The sequence below is a fragment of the Ruegeria sp. CDSA236 genome, from assembly GCF_059611285.1.
Window position 1 is genome coordinate 135,475 of record NZ_JBXWPG010000011.1, and the last position, 17,223, is coordinate 152,697.

The following is a 17,223-nucleotide window of genomic DNA, read 5'->3' on the forward strand; positions in this document are numbered from 1 at the left end:
ACAGGCAACTCACCAAGCGACAAATACGACAGTCAGTTTAACGCCACCGTCGCCGCCTTGGGGGGCATAAAGCCCAAGGACGAACTGGAAGGTATGATGGCGGCACAATTGATCGCCGCCCACAATGCGACCATGGAATGCTACCGTCGAGCCATGTTGACCGGGCAAACCCCTGAGGGCACGCGGGAAGCCCTCAATCAAGCCAGCAAGCTGTCTCGAACCCACGCGACATTGGTCGATGCTCTGAACAAACATCGCGGCAAGGGTCAGCAAAAGGTGACCGTTGAGCATGTCCATGTCTACGCGGGTGGGCAGGCTGTCGTTGGCACCATCGAACAAAAAGGAGGGGGGCAGAAGAAATTGGAGGAACAACCCCATGCACAACAGATTACCTATGCACCTGAGCCCACGCTGTGGGGCGAATACGCGGGCGAAGACTGCTTGCCAATCCCCAGCGATGGCGAATGGTCGCTGCCGAATGCATGGTGGGAAATCACCGGGGGCACCGATGAAGAACTCTAATGCCCTCAAGCATGGTCACTATACCGCTGAGGCGATTGCCCAGAGGAAGGATGTCGCTGCCCTGATCCGCACAATGCGAGGACTCGTTGAAAAAGTTGGCACGTAGTCGCGGACATTTGGCTATGAGCGGTGTCACTTCATGCCGGACGCCAAAGACTGCCCCAAGAAAACACACCCTGCCCGAATGGAGGCCGATGAGCAGAAAACCACAACATATGGATGAACGTCGGTGCACTTGCGTTCACTGGCAACAATGGCGCTAAATCTTGTTTCCCGCACTGAAAACTCGATAGCGCCCCGGGCACCATAAAATCACTAAATATATATAATTTTCAAAGAATTAGCGGTTAATATTTGCCTCATGTCCACCCCGTAATCCACCTATTGGTTGGCCCCTGTGTGTTTCAAGTCGGTATAAAAGAGACACTTGGATGAGCCCTACTAGGATACTACACCAAAGGTTCGCGAAAAAGCATTGGTGATTCATTGATCTGCCGGTTGCATGCTCAAGAGTAATTGAGAGGCTTCTTAAAGTCTGTCGCAGCACCGCCGGGTGGCATGGTATTCGCGACCGACACAAAGCAATTCAAGCATATTTTCCGCTATTCGGACTCTGCTCAGTCGTCTGTTTCCGAGGTCCAATAGATAGGGAGGTTTTAAGTTCCAACTCATTGGCGAAAGGGTAAAATTTGTAGCGACAAATTCTCACGGTCAGCCGACTGGCTCACGCGTTGCATTCCCTTGGCTCATGTGTTCACGTCGCTAGGTAGCGAATTACGACGCATAGTAAGGGCGAAGTTTTGAAACATAAGACATTAGATCTCGAGTCTGAAATCCGGCGGGCTTCACTTCCAGCACACCTTCCTGGCTTCCTGTTCCCCACCTTCGAAGCAATTTCAAATTCTTTGCATTCACTAGAGGACAAGTTTGGGCAAGATGCTCACGAGAAAGGTTTCATCAAAGTTGTCTTTGATGTAGACAATAAATCCATATCCGTCGAAGATAACGGCGAAGGTTTCTCCGCTACAAACCTAAATGCGTTTCTAACACCGTTTACAGGCAACAAGTTGAGGCGCAATGGCAAGGGTTTTGGACGGTTCATTTCCTTCAAGATTTTTGATCGCGTTTATTACGCTTCACCAACTGAATTCGAAGACAACTCCTGGCGCAATGCGATTTTTGAATACTTGCCGCTGAGCAACCAAGAAAACCTTAAAGAAGTTGAACAAGCTGCGCTGATCAATCGACACCCTCATGGGTCTGGACTGACCGTGGTGTTTCGCGATCCCAAGGAAGATTACCTGAAGTACTTTGATTTCAGTGGCCCTGATGCGAGTGAAGACTACAGCGAAGAAGCAATCTTGATCTCCATCTTGGATCATTTCTTGTTGGAGTTCATTCAGGAAAAAACGCCCGCAAACTTCCTATTTGAGATTGGAGGCGCGACATTCAACTTGTCGCAGTACTTCACAGAAAGTGTCAAATTCCGTGACCAAGACACCGTCACGTTAAGTATCGACGATGAACAAGTGGATTTTACCTTTCGATACATGCAAATTGATGCTGCAAAATCCAAAAGGCACAGCTTGTATTTTTTTGCGGACAACAGGGCAACCAGCGATCTGGAGAACATTGCCAAAGGCCTTCGGGATTCTCCGTTTGAAGACGACAAGCGGCGCTACAATTATCTGGTCGCCGTAACAAGCCCATACTTCAGAGCAACGCAATCACGCGACAAAATCGAAAATCTTGGCGTGAAAATAAAGCACAACGACAACGAAAAAACTCTCAAAGATGCGCTAGCTGCAGAATCTAAAGCTCATATCCTTGATTTAGAGCCTAATTATACTGGGCGCAGACGTGACACAATAAAAACGCAAGTCCAAGAACTCATCGCGCTTGATCCTATGCTTCGACGCGGCCTAGGGGACCAATCAATCGAAGAATTTGTAAACGCTAGGGGCATCACAGAGTCTCGCGAGCAACTAGCGCAAGACTTGTTTGTCGCGCGCACGCGTCTCCGCGGGAAGTTTGATTTTAGAAAGATCAATTCCGATACACCTTTTGAGGAGCTTCAAAAGGTCGTGCGCAACCGAATATCCGCCGACGCAAAAGAGGCGCTTGCGGTGTACGTTGCTTACCGCAATGACGTTATTAAGGTCCTTTCGGAAATGCTAAACCGCAAAGAGGATGGCTCAATAACCAAAGAAGATACCGTGCACGAACTGATCTATCCGCGTTACAGGGATAGTGAAGAGATAGATTACTCTTCCCACAACCTTTGGTTAATCGATGATGATCTTGCTTATGCGGAGTACATTTCAAGCGATAGAACGCCAACTGGAAAGAAAAGGCAGCAAGGTTCGTTTGCACATGACATCCTTGTAAATAACGAAAAGGAACTGCTGCTTGTCGAGATGAAGCGCCCGCAAAAGAAAGGGTTCAATGCAGACGAGCATGCCATTCGCGCCACCGATAACCCGGTGCAGCAGTTGGTTTCTCAAATTGGTGAGATTCGGGACTTTGGCGGTATTACGACAAGTGGGAATCGGAAAATAGAAGTTTCAAAAGATGATATGGTTCGAGGCTACATTATCGCAGATTGGAACGATGATCTTGAGAGGTATCTGAAAGACAACGACTTCAAGATTACCAATTTCGGCGGACCAATGGCTTACAGGTATTACGATACTCGAAACATGATGGTTGAGGTCCTTGCGTTCGATAGGTTGAGGGACCGGGCTCACAAACGAAATCAAGTTTTCGTGGACATCTTGGAGGGCAAGACGAACTTTGCCGGCCTGAAAGTGAGTTTGTTGGCTGGGGAATAGAGAGAAGCTAGCGAAAAAAAACGAGTGGTTTACGCCTGCAGCCAGCGTTTCCTTTGGTCGGCGTGGGTAGCTGTGGGAGCAATGTTTGGAAGAGTGCGTAAAGGGCCGAAATTGCAGTGTCCTAAACACCATAAGCCGGGCCATTACTTTTGTCGCGAGACAGGGGTTTTAGATGGCCTAAAAAACAACCCAACAGAAGTTTCCGCATGGCAATGACTTTCAATGACCTTTTGATTTCGGTGGGTATTGACCCGCAAGAAGTTTGTGTAGTTCGCCACCACACGTCCAAGCCAGGTAAGGTGTGTTCAACATTGCATGAACTTTGGCGGGATGACCGCCCGGGTTTTGAGCGTTATCAAGCAACCCAAGAAACCAAATGGCAAATCTTTCGTAAGCGCAAAATTTGGGCGGCCTTCGTTAAGCCAACTCTAGATGACACAATGTTCGTTGGCTTATACGACACGACACTGACGGATACACGAATAGCAAGTTGGACTTGCGACTATCGGGGCGATGAACCTGGAGGTGGTGCACCCGTCGATATATTCCATTCCGGACTACGATCAGAACTCTCGAACTATATCGGTGGTTTGCGCGTGGAATGGCCCGGGAAGAATGTGCGTAGCTGGGTTCGTAAGGCAGAGGGGTTAAGGCTGCCGCTTTCTGCGGTCCGTTTGCCTGAGCAAACCAGCTGGTTGTCAGGGGAAACTTTAATCAGTGTATTGGTCAAGCTCGGCTTCTCAAAAATGCATGCCACCAAAAAGGTCGTGCAACTTTGCCGCGGTGAACTTGTTGTATATGTTAAGCGGGAGACCAGCGTTTTTCCATTGGTTGTCCATCCTCATTACATCGATCGTTTAGAGGAAATACGTGAGATAGGGGGCGTCGATATTCCGTGCCCAACGAAGACCTACGTCAACAGTAACCTGCGAGCGTTTCCGCCTTACAGTGTCCCTCATCGCGCAAGCGAAGGGCGACACGGCCTAGCAATGGCAGTTAGTGCAAATCACGTTCGAGCGTTAATTGGCGTCCTAGAGCAGGGTGCTAAGATCATAACTCCTGACGGGGCTATACGTGCATTCGGTTCGATGAGCGATCCGTTAACAGAGCGGGAGCGCCTGCAAGCAGCAAGGGTTGGACAAGGAGAGTTTCGCGACCGTCTATTGAACTACTGGAATGGTACCTGCCCGATAACAGGTATCGATCATGCAGGGTTACTTCGCGCCTCACACATCAAGCCATGGCGAGAGTCATCAAACGCTGAACGCCTCAATCCATTTAATGGTCTTCTTTTGTCCGCCCATTTCGATGCATTATTTGACCGCAATTTGATTACATTCGACGACGAAGGTCGAGTAAAAGTTTCGTCGTTAGTTTCGGAAGAAAACCGCGAAAAGCTAGGGCTTGATCCGAACTTTCGGCTGATTGGTCTCGACAAAAAGCACGCGCCGTTCCTCGCGCATCATCGAGGTCAATTTCGACCGTAAAATAAGCAGTTGATACTTCGAACGAACCAAATTTTGGCAGCCGTAATTTAAGCTTGAGGGCTGGTGGCAGTGTGGATCGACCAATAGGGCTTGCCCTTGTGAGACATCATGCACATCGGCAAACCGTGTCCCAATAGCATTGCAATTGACTTTAGAGAGCAAATATATCATAATATCAAAGGGTTAATTGAGATGGAATTGCAGCTTTGCTGATCGGATATGCCCGAACTTCAACATTAGACCAGAAGGCTGGACTGGAGGCGCAGCGCGAAGAGCTGAAGTCCGCCGGTTGCGATAAGCTGTTCGAGGAGCAGGTATCATCCGTAAACGTCCGCGCGCGGAAACGGCTTGCGGAAGCATTGGATTTTGTGCGCGAAGGCGACGCGCTAATTGTGACGCGGCTGGATCGGTTGGCGCGTTCGGTGCCGCACCTTTTGGAGATATTGGATGCGCTGACGACCAAAGGCGCAACTCTCCGCATCCTGGGTATGGGCATCGACACAGGCACGCCGACTGGAAAACTGATGCTGACGGTTCTGGGCGGCATCGCCGAATTCGAACGTGAAATCATGCTGGAGCGTCAGCGTGAGGGCATCGCCAAGGCGAAAGTTGCTGGAAAGTACAAAGGCCGGAAACCGACCGCTAGGGCGAAGTCCAATGAGGTGCTGGAGCTGCACAGAGCGGGTGCAGGAGCCACCGAGATTGCTGCCCAGCTTGAGATTGGTCGCGCATCAGTCTATCGCATCCTTAACGATCAGAAAAACAGGTCGAAAGCCTCGTGACCTAAACAGTGCACTTAAGTACACCACCTGAAATCCGCCGCCGCCTGGTGAACTCAAGTGCATCGCCTGACGCTTGCTTCCGCGCGGTGCACTCAATTGCATCGCATGATTGCCCTGAGCCTCGTTTTCTCTTCCAGTCGGACTTATCGGATCTGAGTCGTCATTCTCCGCCTGACATTAACGGCCAGTTTTGGTGTGTTCGGCCACTCGCTGAACGTCGAATGAACTCACGCTGAGCGGGACAAACCGGACTTGTGCAGTCGCAGCTATTGCTGACGCAGAAATACCTCGCATCTGCGGCATGGCTATCGCTGTTTTGCAACTCATATCGCCGAAGTCGCCGTTTATCGCGTTATGAGATGGCGAACGGCAGAACCGCTCGCCAAGGTAGGTCCTATGTCGATGCGCTCGGCTATGCTCAGAGCATCTTCCAATTCGACACCAAGTTAACGCATCGTGCTGTCGACTTTGGTGTGGCCAAGGAGCAGTTGCGCCGCGCGAAGGTTGCCCGTCTTACGATAGATCTCGGCCGCCTTTGTGCGGCGGAGCGAGTGTAAATCGTATCCACTCGGCTCCAGCCCGATCGCCTTCACCCAGTCGCGAATAAGCCGTGCGTACTGACGCGTCGAGATGTGTGGTCGGTCGTGAAACCGGCTTGGAAACATGAACAGGCAAGCAAGCATCACTGGAGTTCTGACCTAGGCCAGAACGGTTTTTCGCGTGTTTTCCGACAGTTCAAATTGAACGGGTCGCTTGGTTTTGCTCTGGATCACCGAAACACGTTCCCGGACGCGATGGTTTTTGATAAGATCAGGCACGGTTAACTTGACCAGATCACAGCCTCGAAGCTTGCTGTCGATGGCGACGTTGAACAAAGTCAGGTCGCGCAGATTGCCTGCAAGCTCGAATCGAGCACGGATCGCCCAAACCTGTTTTGGCAGCAGTGGACGTTTCTGTCCGATGATGCGCCCTTTGTTCCAGGCTTTGCACATGGGGGTAACTGCGGGAAGTTGGACTCTTGGCATGATTTGCCCTCCGATCCTCCCTCCACGCCCGTCATCAGCACCGTGCTGACTGGGCGATTGTGCAAGCAGGGCTGAACGCCCGTTTAGGGCAGCCACTCAAATGGGCATCTTCTGCGAGCGCTTTCGGCGGCTTGGAGGTCCAAGGGCGAACTGCGCCGATGGCCTCGAAACGCATAAGCCGACATTGTGGATGTTGAAGACGGGCCTTGGCCTCCATGGCGATGATAGGCAATGCAGCAGCGTGTGTCGCGGATACGGTCGCGGCAGAATGTCATGTCTGCAGGACACCCAATGGTTTGAGGATGTGCAGCGCCAAGACGAAACGAAACCTCTGCCGCTTAGAAGGACTGAAATGAGCGGACGTCGAGACGGGGTGAAGGCTTCAAAACATACTGCCTATCCGTCAATTGACCTGGGTCATTCGGTAGAGATAGGATCGTGGAAAGTCTTCCGGCCCACGCAGAAAATATCCTCGGATTCTCCGTTGATTACGGGGCAAATGGAACAAAAAATTCGGGGCATCTGGAACATGGCCAGGAAGAATTCAGTAACTTCGGTCGACGTCGCCAAACGGGCGGGCGTGTCGCAATCCGCCGTGAGCCGCGCCTTCTCTCGTGTACCCACTCAGTCCGGCGTATCGGCGGAAGCGAAGAAGAGAATCTTCAATGCGGCCAAGGAGCTGGGCTATAGGCCAAACGCTCTTGCCCGGTCGATGATCACGGGGCGCTCGAAGATCATCGCCTTGCTGTTCAGCTATCTGGACAATCAATTCTATGCGCTAGCACTGGAAAAGCTCTGTATCGAATTGCAGAAGAACGGCTATCACGCGATGGTTTTCATGATGCCGGAAACCGCAGTCGGGGTCGAAGAGACGGTATCCGAATTGCTGGAATACAAGGTTGACGGGATTATCACCGCATCGGTCGAACTGTCTTCGTCGCTTTGCAAGCATTGCCAGGATCAAGGTATCTCAGTCGTTATGTTCAACCGGATAAAGGCTGAGGAAGGTGTGTCTTGCGTGTCGTCAGACAATGTCCTGGGCGGACGCTTGGCAGCGCGCTATCTCATTGAAACTGGACACCAGAAGATTGCGTTGCTGTCCGGTTGGGCGGAATCTTCGACCGGGCGCGACCGCCAATTGGGATTTGAGCAAGAGCTGTCGGATCAGGGACACAGCCTGTTTGATCATGCTGCCGGGCATTTTGATCTGGCTGAGACGCGCTCTGCTGCCCTCAAACTTTTGGACAGAACAGCGTCAAAGCGGCCAGATGCGATCTTCATCGCCAACGACTACATGGCGATCGAAGCACTCGGCGTAATTCGCAGCGAGTTGAAACTCACGGTGCCGCAAGACGTGTCGATTGTCGGCTTTGACGACATTCCAATGGCGGCAATGCCTGAGTATGATCTGACGACATTGCGCCAGCCGATCAACCGGATGATCGACCAATCCGTCTCGCTGATGCTAGCTGCGATAGCCGGAAACGACACAGCAGGTAACGTGAGCATCGTGCCAGAACTGGTCGAGCGCGGCACCGTGGCAAACAGAACCTGATCAGCTTTCGCGCCCAAGCTCTGCCAGAATGTTCACTCCCTGCATGGCCATGAAATGTGGGATGTCGATGAAGATCCAGTTCTCGGCCAGTTTTTCGCCATCGCAGCGGTAGAGATCCACGATCCGCATGTCGGCTTCGACTTCGCCAGGCGGTAGACCAAGAAACCCACCCTTCGACCGTAGGGATAGGCTGGGATAGCCGAAGAACCCGCCGTAGTTGCCCTCGCCCAAACGCGCGACATGTTCGGTGTGGCGAACGTATTCCAGACCCTCCTCGAACGGTCCTGAGTGGCCGCGCCGATAACCATCGAGGAATGCGCTGGCGCCGATGCCGCCGGGGCCGAACCAGCACATATTGGGCGTCCAGAAACGGGTCATGTGGTCTTCGGGCGAGCCAACTTTGTTCGCGCGCAAATCGGTGACCATGTCAGAGATCAGACCGACACTGGCCCGGCCTTCGGTTTCCGAATGCGCATCGTACAAAAGGCCATCATGCGTCGCAGGTCCAGGCGTCAACAGGACCGATCCGGTTGTGCCCGCGCTTGGATGACGTCCCGATTGCGCCAAAAGGTTCAGGATATCGACGTAGCAGGCGGTTTCGACGATCTTTTCCTTCTCAATGCGGTGAAACTCGCAATAGCGCAGAAACGAAAGCTTGCGGGAGGGTGCGAGCCCGATCCAGGACTGATCCCATGTGCCCATCAGATGCCCCATTTCGACAACCCAGACCGAGGAAAACCCATCAAGTTCGTTCCGTCCGGCAAAGAAAATGTCCGGCCGCCGTTGCAATGGCCCCATGGCCTGTTTCAACGGCCGCCAGAAGACGTCAGCAACGCGTTCCGGACTGATCTGCTCATGAAACGGGTACATGCCGCGCCACGCAAGATTGGCGGCGAAATGAGGTGTCATCGCCTCGGAAACACTTTCCGTGCCTGCCGCATCAATAGCCGCATTGGCGGAGCGGACAAGCGCCTTGGCGTCCTGATAATCAGCCATCGCGGCGGGCCATGGCGATCTGGATCATCAGGTCCAACTCGTTGAAAAGCTGCCATTCCTGCTGAACCACGCCATTCTTGACGCGCTGTTGCGTGATGCCCCAGATCTGGCATTTCTGCCCCGTGGGGTCTCGGTAGAAAGTGCCACCGGTATGGGTGGCATCGGCGCTCCAACGGGTCGAGATCAGATAACCGTCGTCATCGTTGCCCATCCAGTAGACCTCGTCGACATGGTGTTTCATGTCAGGGAAGGCTTCACGCAGTTCGGCGATGTAGGCGCGATAAGCGTCCCGCCCGAAAAACTTGCGATCAGTTGTCCCTTCGAATGAAACATCGGCGGCATAGCATTCATCCAGTGCCGCCCCATCGCCATTCCAAAGGCTGTCATGGACGGCTCTGGCGAAAGCATCGGGGTCGAACCCCTCAACAGGTTCGCCAACGCTCAACGGGCGCTCAGGACGCACACCGGACCGCAGATCGGCCCAAGATTCGGCGCTGCGCGGCCAGCCGGGGAAAGGATCGGCTGCCAGCCTGTCCGCCTCTTCCCAAAGATCAAGGCCCAACTGCTTGAGCATGGCGGATGTGTTGTAAAGCACGTGCTCAAGAAAAATGTCGTTGCCAAGTGCCACACAGTTGGCAATGACCATGACGTCGACCTCAGCTCCGGTCGGGTCGCCGTATTTGCTCGGCCCGGTGTTCTTGCCCTTGATGCGCGTCAGGTGTGAAGTGTGAAATCCGATAGTGTCATCGCCAGCCCAGATCACCTCTTCCGCGTCAAGGATAATGTCGGGGATTGCGCCGGTCGTGTGGTGCGTGTCGCCGACAATCTTGGCGTTGCCGTGCTGCAGACCATAGTCGTCATAGACAAGGCTATCGTCGGAGTAACACGCTTCGATATATTCGACTTCACGGGCCTCGGTTTCCCAGATGCGATAGGTGATGCGGACGATATAGTCGACGATGTTGCGGTACTCGGGATCGAACCCGCCAAGCGATTGCGACGGCCCGAGATAGGGCGGGATGCGGTGCGCCCCGCCCTTGGTGTAGTTCTTGAGAGATATGTCGAAAGACGTGGGCATGTGACCCCGCGACAAGGCGGCGGCCGGATGATGCGATTTCGAGCGATCGGGCATGAATTGGGTCATTCGGTCTCTCCAGTATTGGCCAAAAGATCAACGCCCTGTTCGGCAAGGAAATGCAGGATGTCGATGAATATCCAGTTCTCGGCGAGCTTGTCGCCGTCGCGGCGATAAAGGTCCACGACGCGCATTTCGGCAGCCACGTCATTGGCAGGCGCGCCGAGGTAATCGCCGGTGTTGCGAAGGGTCAGGCAAGGCCACCACATGAAGGCGGCAATGTTGCCTTCGGCCAGTGCAAGTTCCCAATCGTGGATCTTCACCACGTCTTGCTTTGCTTCGAAAGGCAGGGTGTGTCCGCGTTGGTAGCCGGGAATGGAGAGGCTGGCTCCGATGCCGGCCGGGCCGAACCAGTTCATGTCCGTGTTCCAGAACCGGACCAGATGATCGCCGGGCGACGTATAGCTCAGCGCCAGATCGGTCAGCATGGCGTGGGTCAGATCATAGGTGTTCTGGGTCAGGTCCCCGGGCTGGGGGTCATGCAGAAGCCCGTCGTGGGTCATTGGTCCCGGCGACATCATCATGCCCCCGGTCTGGTGTTTCGCCAGTGGGTTCCGGCCTGCCTGGCTCAAGACGGCGAGAATATCCAGAAACTCTACCGTTTCGACAATGGCTCCGTCCTGGACCCGAGACATCGTCGCGTAGGGCAGATAGGTGGTTTTTCCGGTGGCGGACATGCCCAGCCAGTCGTCCGTGAAATCGCACAGGAAATTGCCCATTTCAACAACCCAGGTGCCGGCACCCGGGTCAAGATTGGCATGACTGGCGAAAAAGATATCGGGACGCCGCTGGATGGCGGACATGGCATTCTTCAGCGGTGTCCAGACGGTGTCGGCCAATGCTTCGGGCCCTTCGACATCGTAAAACGGGCGCATACCGCGGTAGGTGTGCTCAGGGGACAGGTACTCTGCGCAAGCAGCAGCGGTTTCGGCCCCGGGGGCGCCTTTGTCACGGGCGGTGAAGTACGCTTGAACAAGCGACTTGGCGGATTGCAGGTCTACTGACATGGATCTTCCTTGATCTAGAGGTGACGGTTGGGTTGCGGCGTTGCGTTAACGGCGCGACACACCCTAGGTCTGAAGACGATCTCCCAGATACCATGTGAAAATCAGCGGAGCGGAGGCGAGTGTCAGACGGTCCATCGCCTCACCCTTTCACCGCGCCAGCGGTCAACCCGCTAACGATCTGACGTTGGAAGAACAAAACCAGGAAGAACAGAGGCACCATGGCGCTCACCACCGCCGAAACGGCAAACATCACGTTGCCCTGTTCGCGGATCTGCGTCAGGAAGCTTGCGATTTTGGGCACCATCGTCTGGTTTTCCGAACTCAGAAGCATCGAGGTAATTGCAAAGTCATTATAGGCCAGAAGGAAAGAAAATAGCCCGGTGGTAATGACGCCCGGCCACATGACCGGAATTATCACATGCCAGAACGCCTGGAACCGGGTGCAGCCATCGACCATAGCGCTTTCGTCCATATCTTTCGGGATGTTCAGGAAGAACGAGTGCAACATCCAAAGCGTAAACGGCTGATTAATTGCGACCAGTACGACGATTGTGGTCGAGAGTCGTCCCCACAGGTTCCATTCGAAGAATGGCAGTAGGTAGCCTGAGACCAGCGTGATATGCGGCATGGCCCGAAACACGAGTGCTGCGATCAAAAGCCAGAATGCGTAACGATATCCGGAACGCGCCAAGGCATATCCGCCCAAAGTTCCTAGGGTCAGTGAAATAATGACGGTGCAAACAACGACAACAGTCGTGTTCAATACATTTCGCCAGAATTCTTCTTGGATCCAGGCACCGTGATAGCCATTGCCAGTGAAGTTGCTGCCGGTTTCTGCAAGTGTGTAAACGCCGTAGATCGCGTTCCGCCAATCGGCCTTGGAAAAGAAATCGCCCTGTACCTTGAAAGATCCCCAGACCGTCCAGACAAACGGCCCGATCGCGATCATCAGCCAGAAGATGATCATCGAGGTCGCGAACCACGTCAGCAGACGCGGTGATTTGTTAGCCGCTGACGCCATCACACCGCCCTCCGGTTAAAGTCCCGCCAGGTCTTGATCAGCACTGGTGTCAGCAGGATGGCAACGCCGAGGATTGTTAGCATCGAAGTCGCTGCGGCCGAGCCGAAGAGTTTATCCTGCCCCGAAAGGTCGTTGTAGATGATCCAACTGAGCGATCTGGCCTTGGCTTCGGCCGAGAAGGACACGATGGGTTCAAGGACGCGGAAATTGTCCATCAGTTGCATCAAGGTGATGAAGACCAGAAGCGGCATCATGTAGGGAACGATGACATAGCGGACCTGTTGAAACCTGCTTGCCCCGTCGATCTTCGCAGCTTCGAGAGTATCCGTGGGAACCGTCTGTAACCCCGCGTAGAACACAACGAAGGCAAAGGGCGTCGAATGCCAGACGCCGTAGACCATCAGCATGATCCAGGTGAGCGGTGCCGAAGCTTTCAGGCTAAGATCAGGATCGTCAAAGATGATCTGCAGCGTAGCCCCGATGATGCCGTCTGCGTCTACCATCCAAAAAAGGATCAAGCCCCCGATCAGAGGCGTCACGATCATCGGCAAGAGCGAGGCAAAGATTGTCGGCCCCTTGGTGACTTTTGGAAGGCGGTTCACACCCAGAGCTATCAATAGACCAAAGACGATCACCAACGGTGTGACGACGAAGGTATAGGCAAGCGTGAAGAAAAGCGCCTTATAGAACGGCAGGTTGTAAACCCCCGAGATGAATCCCCCGAAAGATTCAGATGCTGACCAGATCTCGCTCACTTCGTCAAAGGCCAGATGCCCACGGTTTGTGTAGGTTCCCAAGCCGTTATAACGCCCGAGAGGTGCGTCGACCTTCAACGCGTCGGTTGCTTCCAGATCGACCTGTAGAATCGTGGTACATGTGAAAGGCCCGCAATTCTCGACCTCACGCATGACCTGTTCATGTTCAACAAAGAACGACTGCATCGCTACCGACACGATCGGCAGGGCAATGAACAGGATCATTGCCAGGAATGATGGCCAGATAAATCGTGCAAAAGTTCCGTGCGGCATAGCGAAAACCCGACAAAGTTGTGCGCGGCGCAGAAAGAGCGCCGCGCACCATTTGAGTGTTTACTTGAGGAACCCTTGTTCCTTTGCAGCAGCGGTATAAGCCGCCTCGATGTCAGCTAGGGTTTGTTCAGCGCTTTCGTTGCCCTGCAGAAAGTCTGGCACCTCTTGGAAAAATGCCGAATGCAGAAGCCCCATGTAGGGCAGCATCGGATAAGGCTCGGCACCGGCACCTGCGACGGCCGCGACGCCCTCAGCAGCGACGCCAGGTTTGTAGCTTTCCATCAACCAAACGGCCTTGTCGTTATTAGCCATGACCATGTCATCAGAGATGCCATTGACCATCGCAATGAAAGTAGCTTCGGCATCTTCACCGCTGATATTCGCGGCGATGGTGAAACCGTCCCACCAGAGCGATGACGCTGGCGTCGAACCGCCCGCAACAGTCATCGCACCGGCAGGCATCGTCGCCGCAACGATTTCAGGTGTAGAACCCTCGTCGTCGAGCAGACCACCCACCGACGATCCCCAGATGACAGCCATTGCTAACTCGCCCGATTCCCAAAGCGGCACGACTGCGCCAGTATTGTAGGTCAGGAAGTCAGGGTTGGAATATTCCATCAGCGATTTCAGCATGTTCAGCGTCGCGACGCCTGCTTCGTTGTTGATGGACACCTCAGCCGTGCCGGGTTTGAAAAATTCGCCGCCATGACCGAGATACATGTTCACGACCTCTTCGCCGAGGTTCCAATCCGATTTGGTCAACATTGCGAAAGGGTATTCCATGATGCCAGCCGCGCGGATGGCTTCGGCAACATCAAGCACCTCTTCGTAGGATGTCGGCACCCCTTTGCCGACCTGGTCAAGAATGTCCTGGCGCACGATCAGATGCTGTGCATTGGCCATGAAGGCAATCGCCATGATCTTACCATCGACACGAATTAGCTGGTTTGGTTGCAAATTCTGACCGTGCTTGGCGACGAGATCATCCAGCGGGCGTATCAGCCCATCATTCAACAAAGGAACGATGGACGAGTTCGCTACGATTTTAGTCGTATACTCAGCCGGATTGGCCGTGAGCGCTGCAACCTGTATTTCATTGTGCTTGGTTGAGTGGTTTTTCGAGAATTCCGCACCCTCTCCGACGCACGCTTCGGCGTTATCGACAACCGCATGCAGCGCTGGAAAGTCGTTGGCAAGGATTCTGACGCTTCCGCTGGTAACCGGACAATCAGCGAACGCAGCCCCGACCGTCATTCCAAGCGCAGTTGAAGTAACTGCCAGACGAGTGATGATAGACATGTTTTTCTCCCTGGGTTCGACCTCGTTGGGTCAGCTTAGAAGCAGATACGAGCAGTTTGGTCGCTCGACATCGCATACGTATGCGATGTCGACTATACTCGATTCTCTTAAAATATCAAAACCTCAATCCAATCCGGTCAGCAGGCGTTGTCGCGCAATAAGATCGACACCTAATTGTTCAAGAAAGTGCAGATGATCAATGAAGTTCCAATTTTCAGCGATTTTGTCACCCTCCCGCCGATAGAGGTCGACAACGCGCATCGTCGCCTTCTTCTCGGACTTCGGGGCAAGCCCGATATATCCCCCAAGCGAGGTCACATCAAATGTGGGCCAACCGAAGAATCCACCATAGTGGCCTTCTGCGAACTCCGTTCGGTGACCGAAAAAGTCGCCCCACTTCAAGCCTTCTTCGAAGGGAACGCAATGCTGCTCAAGATAGCGTTCCTGGGTGTAGGGTGCACCGATGCCGCCTGGCCCCCACCAGATCATGTCTTCCTTCCAATCCAACGACAGATCCGTGTTTGTTGTGTGAACATCTTCCGCCAGCAAACGGTCGATCATCCTGAGAAACAGCTTCAAAGTCTTTTCGCCTTCGCTCGAAGGTTGGCTGTTGAAAAGCAGGCCGTCATGCGTGCGCGGCCCGGGCGTCACCATCGTCGCGGCGGTCGACGGCGGAAGTGCTACGGCCCGCACCTGCGCCATCAGATTCAGCACATCCAGGAACATCGTTGTTTCGGTTATCTTGCCGTCCACGACCAGGCTGAATTCTGCGTATCTGAGCATTGTTGACTGTCGGGTCGGACGCATTCCGAGAAACGGCTGATCGAACAGACCAAGAAGGTGCCCCATAGAAGCAACCCAAACGCCAGGTTCATCGCTCAGGTGATTGTAGCCTGCAAAAAATATGTCCGGTCTGCGTTGAAGGGGAGAAAACGAACTTCGCAATGGGCCCCAAAAATTCTTGTCGGCATCTTCGGCGCCGACGCATTCCCGGAACGGTGCAGTGAACTGAAAACTGCAATTCGCGCTGGTTTCGACCGAAAGCCCTTCAGCAAGCGCAAACTTCGGTGCAGTGTCTATGTGCCGCTGATGCGACAAGACTGTCTTCTTGGCTGCGTCTAATGCGCTCTCACGTCGATCCATTGGTGCCCTTTTCTCTACAAATTACCGCTTTCACTCTATCCCAAAAGAACACCCTGAAAATGGTATCAACACCAACCTTACCTGAAAGGGACTCCCGTCAGCTTTGGTGGACGATAGGGAAGAGCATGCGCCACGACTTCACGCATGATACTAGCTTCTAATTTCCACATTGAACTAGGCTGAGAGAATAACCGCATCAAATTTTTGGATCCCGTTGTGGCGCTTTCCCTGCTTTCGCGATGCTCACTAAGGTGGACCTCGGGTCGCGAATGCCGATCTTCTGCATTGTCCGCGACCTATGAATTGATGATTCCAGATTTGCTGCGATATGTTTAAACGGCCGGTTTTCTCGCCGCGTTGCGACCGTCTAAATTCAGCAACAGCAGAAAAATCCGCGCTGCGTGCGCTCGCAGCAAGAACAGTGAACTCACAGGAAGGGCTCGCACCGGACCTTCTCTGCGGCTTGCACCAACTTGCGGTTAGAGCCCTTATCAGACATTCGACATCGCCTAAGTGTTCGCTCATGCAGCGGGCCGCTAGCCGCGCATTCCGGATGTTCAGAACGAGGTGGCAAAAAGCAGGTGAGCGGGACAAACTGAACCTACGCTGCGGCTGCCCCGATGCCGGGTTTCTGAGCTCAGCGCTGTTCAGAACCAACGAAACAGCCCGCATGATTCTGTGGGCTGCTTATATGTTTGCCTTAGACGAATGAGAAGTCGTCTTCCGTCAATTGCGCAGAGTTCACGCCTGCCACAGTGATTATGCCTTGGCCATCCATGTCCACAACGGCCCCGTCGGCGCTATCTGTGATCACCAGGTCTGCGAAGGAAAGACCTGTACCGTTCAGCTCTAGGAGGTCGACTCCATCCTCAAAATCGGTGATCCGGTCGTTACCAGTTCCAGTTCTGAAGACAAACGTATCTGCACCAAGACCGCCGGTTAAGAAGTCATCACCTTCGCCGCCATCTAAACGATCCTTATAGTTAGTTCCGCGTATCGTGTCTGCCGTATCTGTCGCGGTGTCGTTGACTGAGCGATTCCGGATCCCGATTTCATCTAACGCGCCGTTCGAGAAAACAATGTTCTCAATATTGGTTCGGTCCGCTCCGATATCATAGTAGTTTTGATAATCCAGCCGTATTTGCCCGTTTGGAGTATCGATAATTGTAAATCTTCCATCGTGGGAAAAAGAAACCTGATCCGCAGCGTATTTGCTCAAATCAAGCGTATCGTTGCCTCTATTGTAGTTCTTTCCTTGAATCAGGTCATCGCCAGACTGGTAGATGATTACATCATCACCACTGTAAGCGAAGATCGTATCGTTACCCGCTCCATCCTGGAACACGTCATCTTGGTTGGTCCCTTTGACAATATCATCACCGTCGGTCGACT

Annotated in this window: 14 protein-coding genes and 1 pseudogene; 5 read left to right on the forward strand and 10 right to left on the reverse strand. The window is 53.5% G+C overall.

Annotated elements, in window-relative coordinates; genetic code table 11:
• Positions 1-9: 9 nt before the first annotated feature.
• Positions 10-378, reverse strand: coding sequence for a hypothetical protein (locus AC2FLB_RS16725; RefSeq protein WP_496709687.1), 369 nt, complete (start codon positions 376-378; stop codon positions 10-12).
• A gap of 16 nt (positions 379-394) precedes the next feature.
• On the opposite strand from AC2FLB_RS16725, the gene AC2FLB_RS16730 reads away from it, so the two are divergent.
• From AC2FLB_RS16730 to AC2FLB_RS16745, 4 genes are all read left to right on the forward strand, one after another.
• Positions 395-628, forward strand: a complete 234-nt coding sequence (locus AC2FLB_RS16730; protein ID WP_496709699.1) for an HGGxSTG domain-containing protein — start codon at positions 395-397, stop codon at positions 626-628.
• A 694-nt stretch (positions 629-1,322) separates the two neighbouring features.
• Complete coding sequence (locus AC2FLB_RS16735; protein WP_496709688.1) at positions 1,323-3,353, forward strand: ATP-binding protein; 2,031 nt, start codon at positions 1,323-1,325, stop codon at positions 3,351-3,353.
• 206 nt (positions 3,354-3,559) lie between these two features.
• Positions 3,560-4,840, forward strand: a complete 1,281-nt coding sequence (locus tag AC2FLB_RS16740) for an HNH endonuclease (protein WP_496709689.1) — start codon at positions 3,560-3,562, stop codon at positions 4,838-4,840.
• A gap of 206 nt (positions 4,841-5,046) precedes the next feature.
• The gene (locus AC2FLB_RS16745; protein ID WP_496709690.1) at positions 5,047-5,622 is read left to right on the forward strand and encodes a recombinase family protein; all 576 of its coding nucleotides are present in this window, start codon (positions 5,047-5,049) and stop codon (positions 5,620-5,622) included.
• Positions 5,623-6,068: 446 nt separating this feature from the next.
• Here the strand turns inward: AC2FLB_RS16745 and AC2FLB_RS16750 are convergent.
• Positions 6,069-6,647, reverse strand: a pseudogene (locus AC2FLB_RS16750) (tyrosine-type recombinase/integrase).
• A 529-nt stretch (positions 6,648-7,176) separates the two neighbouring features.
• Between AC2FLB_RS16750 and AC2FLB_RS16755 the strand changes: the two are divergent.
• A complete protein-coding gene (locus AC2FLB_RS16755; protein ID WP_496709691.1) occupies positions 7,177-8,202 on the forward strand; it encodes a LacI family DNA-binding transcriptional regulator in 1,026 nt (341 codons plus the stop codon).
• Here the strand turns inward: AC2FLB_RS16755 and AC2FLB_RS16760 are convergent, their stop codons facing one another.
• From AC2FLB_RS16760 to AC2FLB_RS16795, 8 genes are all read right to left on the reverse strand, one after another.
• Positions 8,203-9,198, reverse strand: coding sequence for a nuclear transport factor 2 family protein (locus tag AC2FLB_RS16760; protein ID WP_496709692.1), 996 nt, complete (start codon positions 9,196-9,198; stop codon positions 8,203-8,205).
• The gene (locus AC2FLB_RS16765) at positions 9,191-10,342 is read right to left on the reverse strand and encodes a nuclear transport factor 2 family protein (protein ID WP_496709693.1); all 1,152 of its coding nucleotides are present in this window, start codon (positions 10,340-10,342) and stop codon (positions 9,191-9,193) included. Before AC2FLB_RS16765 ends, AC2FLB_RS16760 begins: the two co-directional genes overlap by 8 nt.
• Positions 10,339-11,340: a nuclear transport factor 2 family protein gene (locus AC2FLB_RS16770; protein WP_496709694.1), complete on the reverse strand. Its 1,002-nt coding sequence runs from the start codon at positions 11,338-11,340 to the stop codon at positions 10,339-10,341. The genes AC2FLB_RS16765 and AC2FLB_RS16770 overlap by 4 nt, the downstream gene beginning before the upstream one ends.
• A gap of 139 nt (positions 11,341-11,479) precedes the next feature.
• Positions 11,480-12,361: a carbohydrate ABC transporter permease gene (locus AC2FLB_RS16775; protein WP_496697402.1), complete on the reverse strand. Its 882-nt coding sequence runs from the start codon at positions 12,359-12,361 to the stop codon at positions 11,480-11,482.
• On the reverse strand, positions 12,361-13,389 hold the full coding sequence (locus tag AC2FLB_RS16780) for a carbohydrate ABC transporter permease (RefSeq protein ID WP_496709695.1): 1,029 nt from the start codon (positions 13,387-13,389) through the stop codon (positions 12,361-12,363). The genes AC2FLB_RS16775 and AC2FLB_RS16780 overlap by 1 nt, the downstream gene beginning before the upstream one ends.
• 60 nt (positions 13,390-13,449) lie before the next feature.
• A complete protein-coding gene (locus tag AC2FLB_RS16785; RefSeq protein ID WP_496709696.1) occupies positions 13,450-14,688 on the reverse strand; it encodes an ABC transporter substrate-binding protein in 1,239 nt (412 codons plus the stop codon).
• A 123-nt stretch (positions 14,689-14,811) separates the two neighbouring features.
• A complete protein-coding gene (locus AC2FLB_RS16790) occupies positions 14,812-15,471 on the reverse strand; it encodes an ester cyclase (RefSeq protein WP_496709697.1) in 660 nt (219 codons plus the stop codon).
• 1,060 nt (positions 15,472-16,531) lie between these two features.
• On the reverse strand, positions 16,532-17,223 hold a 692-nt coding region (locus AC2FLB_RS16795; protein ID WP_496709698.1), incomplete at its 5' end, for a calcium-binding protein.

What these genes read in the sequence shown, in the direction of transcription:
- AC2FLB_RS16775 (WP_496697402.1), bottom strand. Translation starts at nt 12,361, where the DNA reads ATGGCGTCAGCGGCTAACAAATCACCGCGTCTGCTGACGTGGTTCGCG.
- AC2FLB_RS16765 (WP_496709693.1), bottom strand. Translation starts at nt 10,342, where the DNA reads ATGACCCAATTCATGCCCGATCGCTCGAAATCGCATCATCCGGCCGCC.
- AC2FLB_RS16790 (WP_496709697.1), bottom strand. Translation starts at nt 15,471, where the DNA reads ATGCTCAGATACGCAGAATTCAGCCTGGTCGTGGACGGCAAGATAACC.
- AC2FLB_RS16770 (WP_496709694.1), bottom strand. Translation starts at nt 11,340, where the DNA reads ATGTCAGTAGACCTGCAATCCGCCAAGTCGCTTGTTCAAGCGTACTTC.
- AC2FLB_RS16785 (WP_496709696.1), bottom strand. Translation starts at nt 14,688, where the DNA reads ATGTCTATCATCACTCGTCTGGCAGTTACTTCAACTGCGCTTGGAATG.
- AC2FLB_RS16740 (WP_496709689.1), top strand. Translation starts at nt 3,560, where the DNA reads ATGGCAATGACTTTCAATGACCTTTTGATTTCGGTGGGTATTGACCCG.
- AC2FLB_RS16730 (WP_496709699.1), top strand. Translation starts at nt 395, where the DNA reads ATGCACCTGAGCCCACGCTGTGGGGCGAATACGCGGGCGAAGACTGCT.
- AC2FLB_RS16760 (WP_496709692.1), bottom strand. Translation starts at nt 9,198, where the DNA reads ATGGCTGATTATCAGGACGCCAAGGCGCTTGTCCGCTCCGCCAATGCG.
- AC2FLB_RS16725 (WP_496709687.1), bottom strand. Translation starts at nt 378, where the DNA reads ATGGGGTTGTTCCTCCAATTTCTTCTGCCCCCCTCCTTTTTGTTCGAT.
- AC2FLB_RS16780 (WP_496709695.1), bottom strand. Translation starts at nt 13,389, where the DNA reads ATGCCGCACGGAACTTTTGCACGATTTATCTGGCCATCATTCCTGGCA.
- AC2FLB_RS16755 (WP_496709691.1), top strand. Translation starts at nt 7,177, where the DNA reads ATGGCCAGGAAGAATTCAGTAACTTCGGTCGACGTCGCCAAACGGGCG.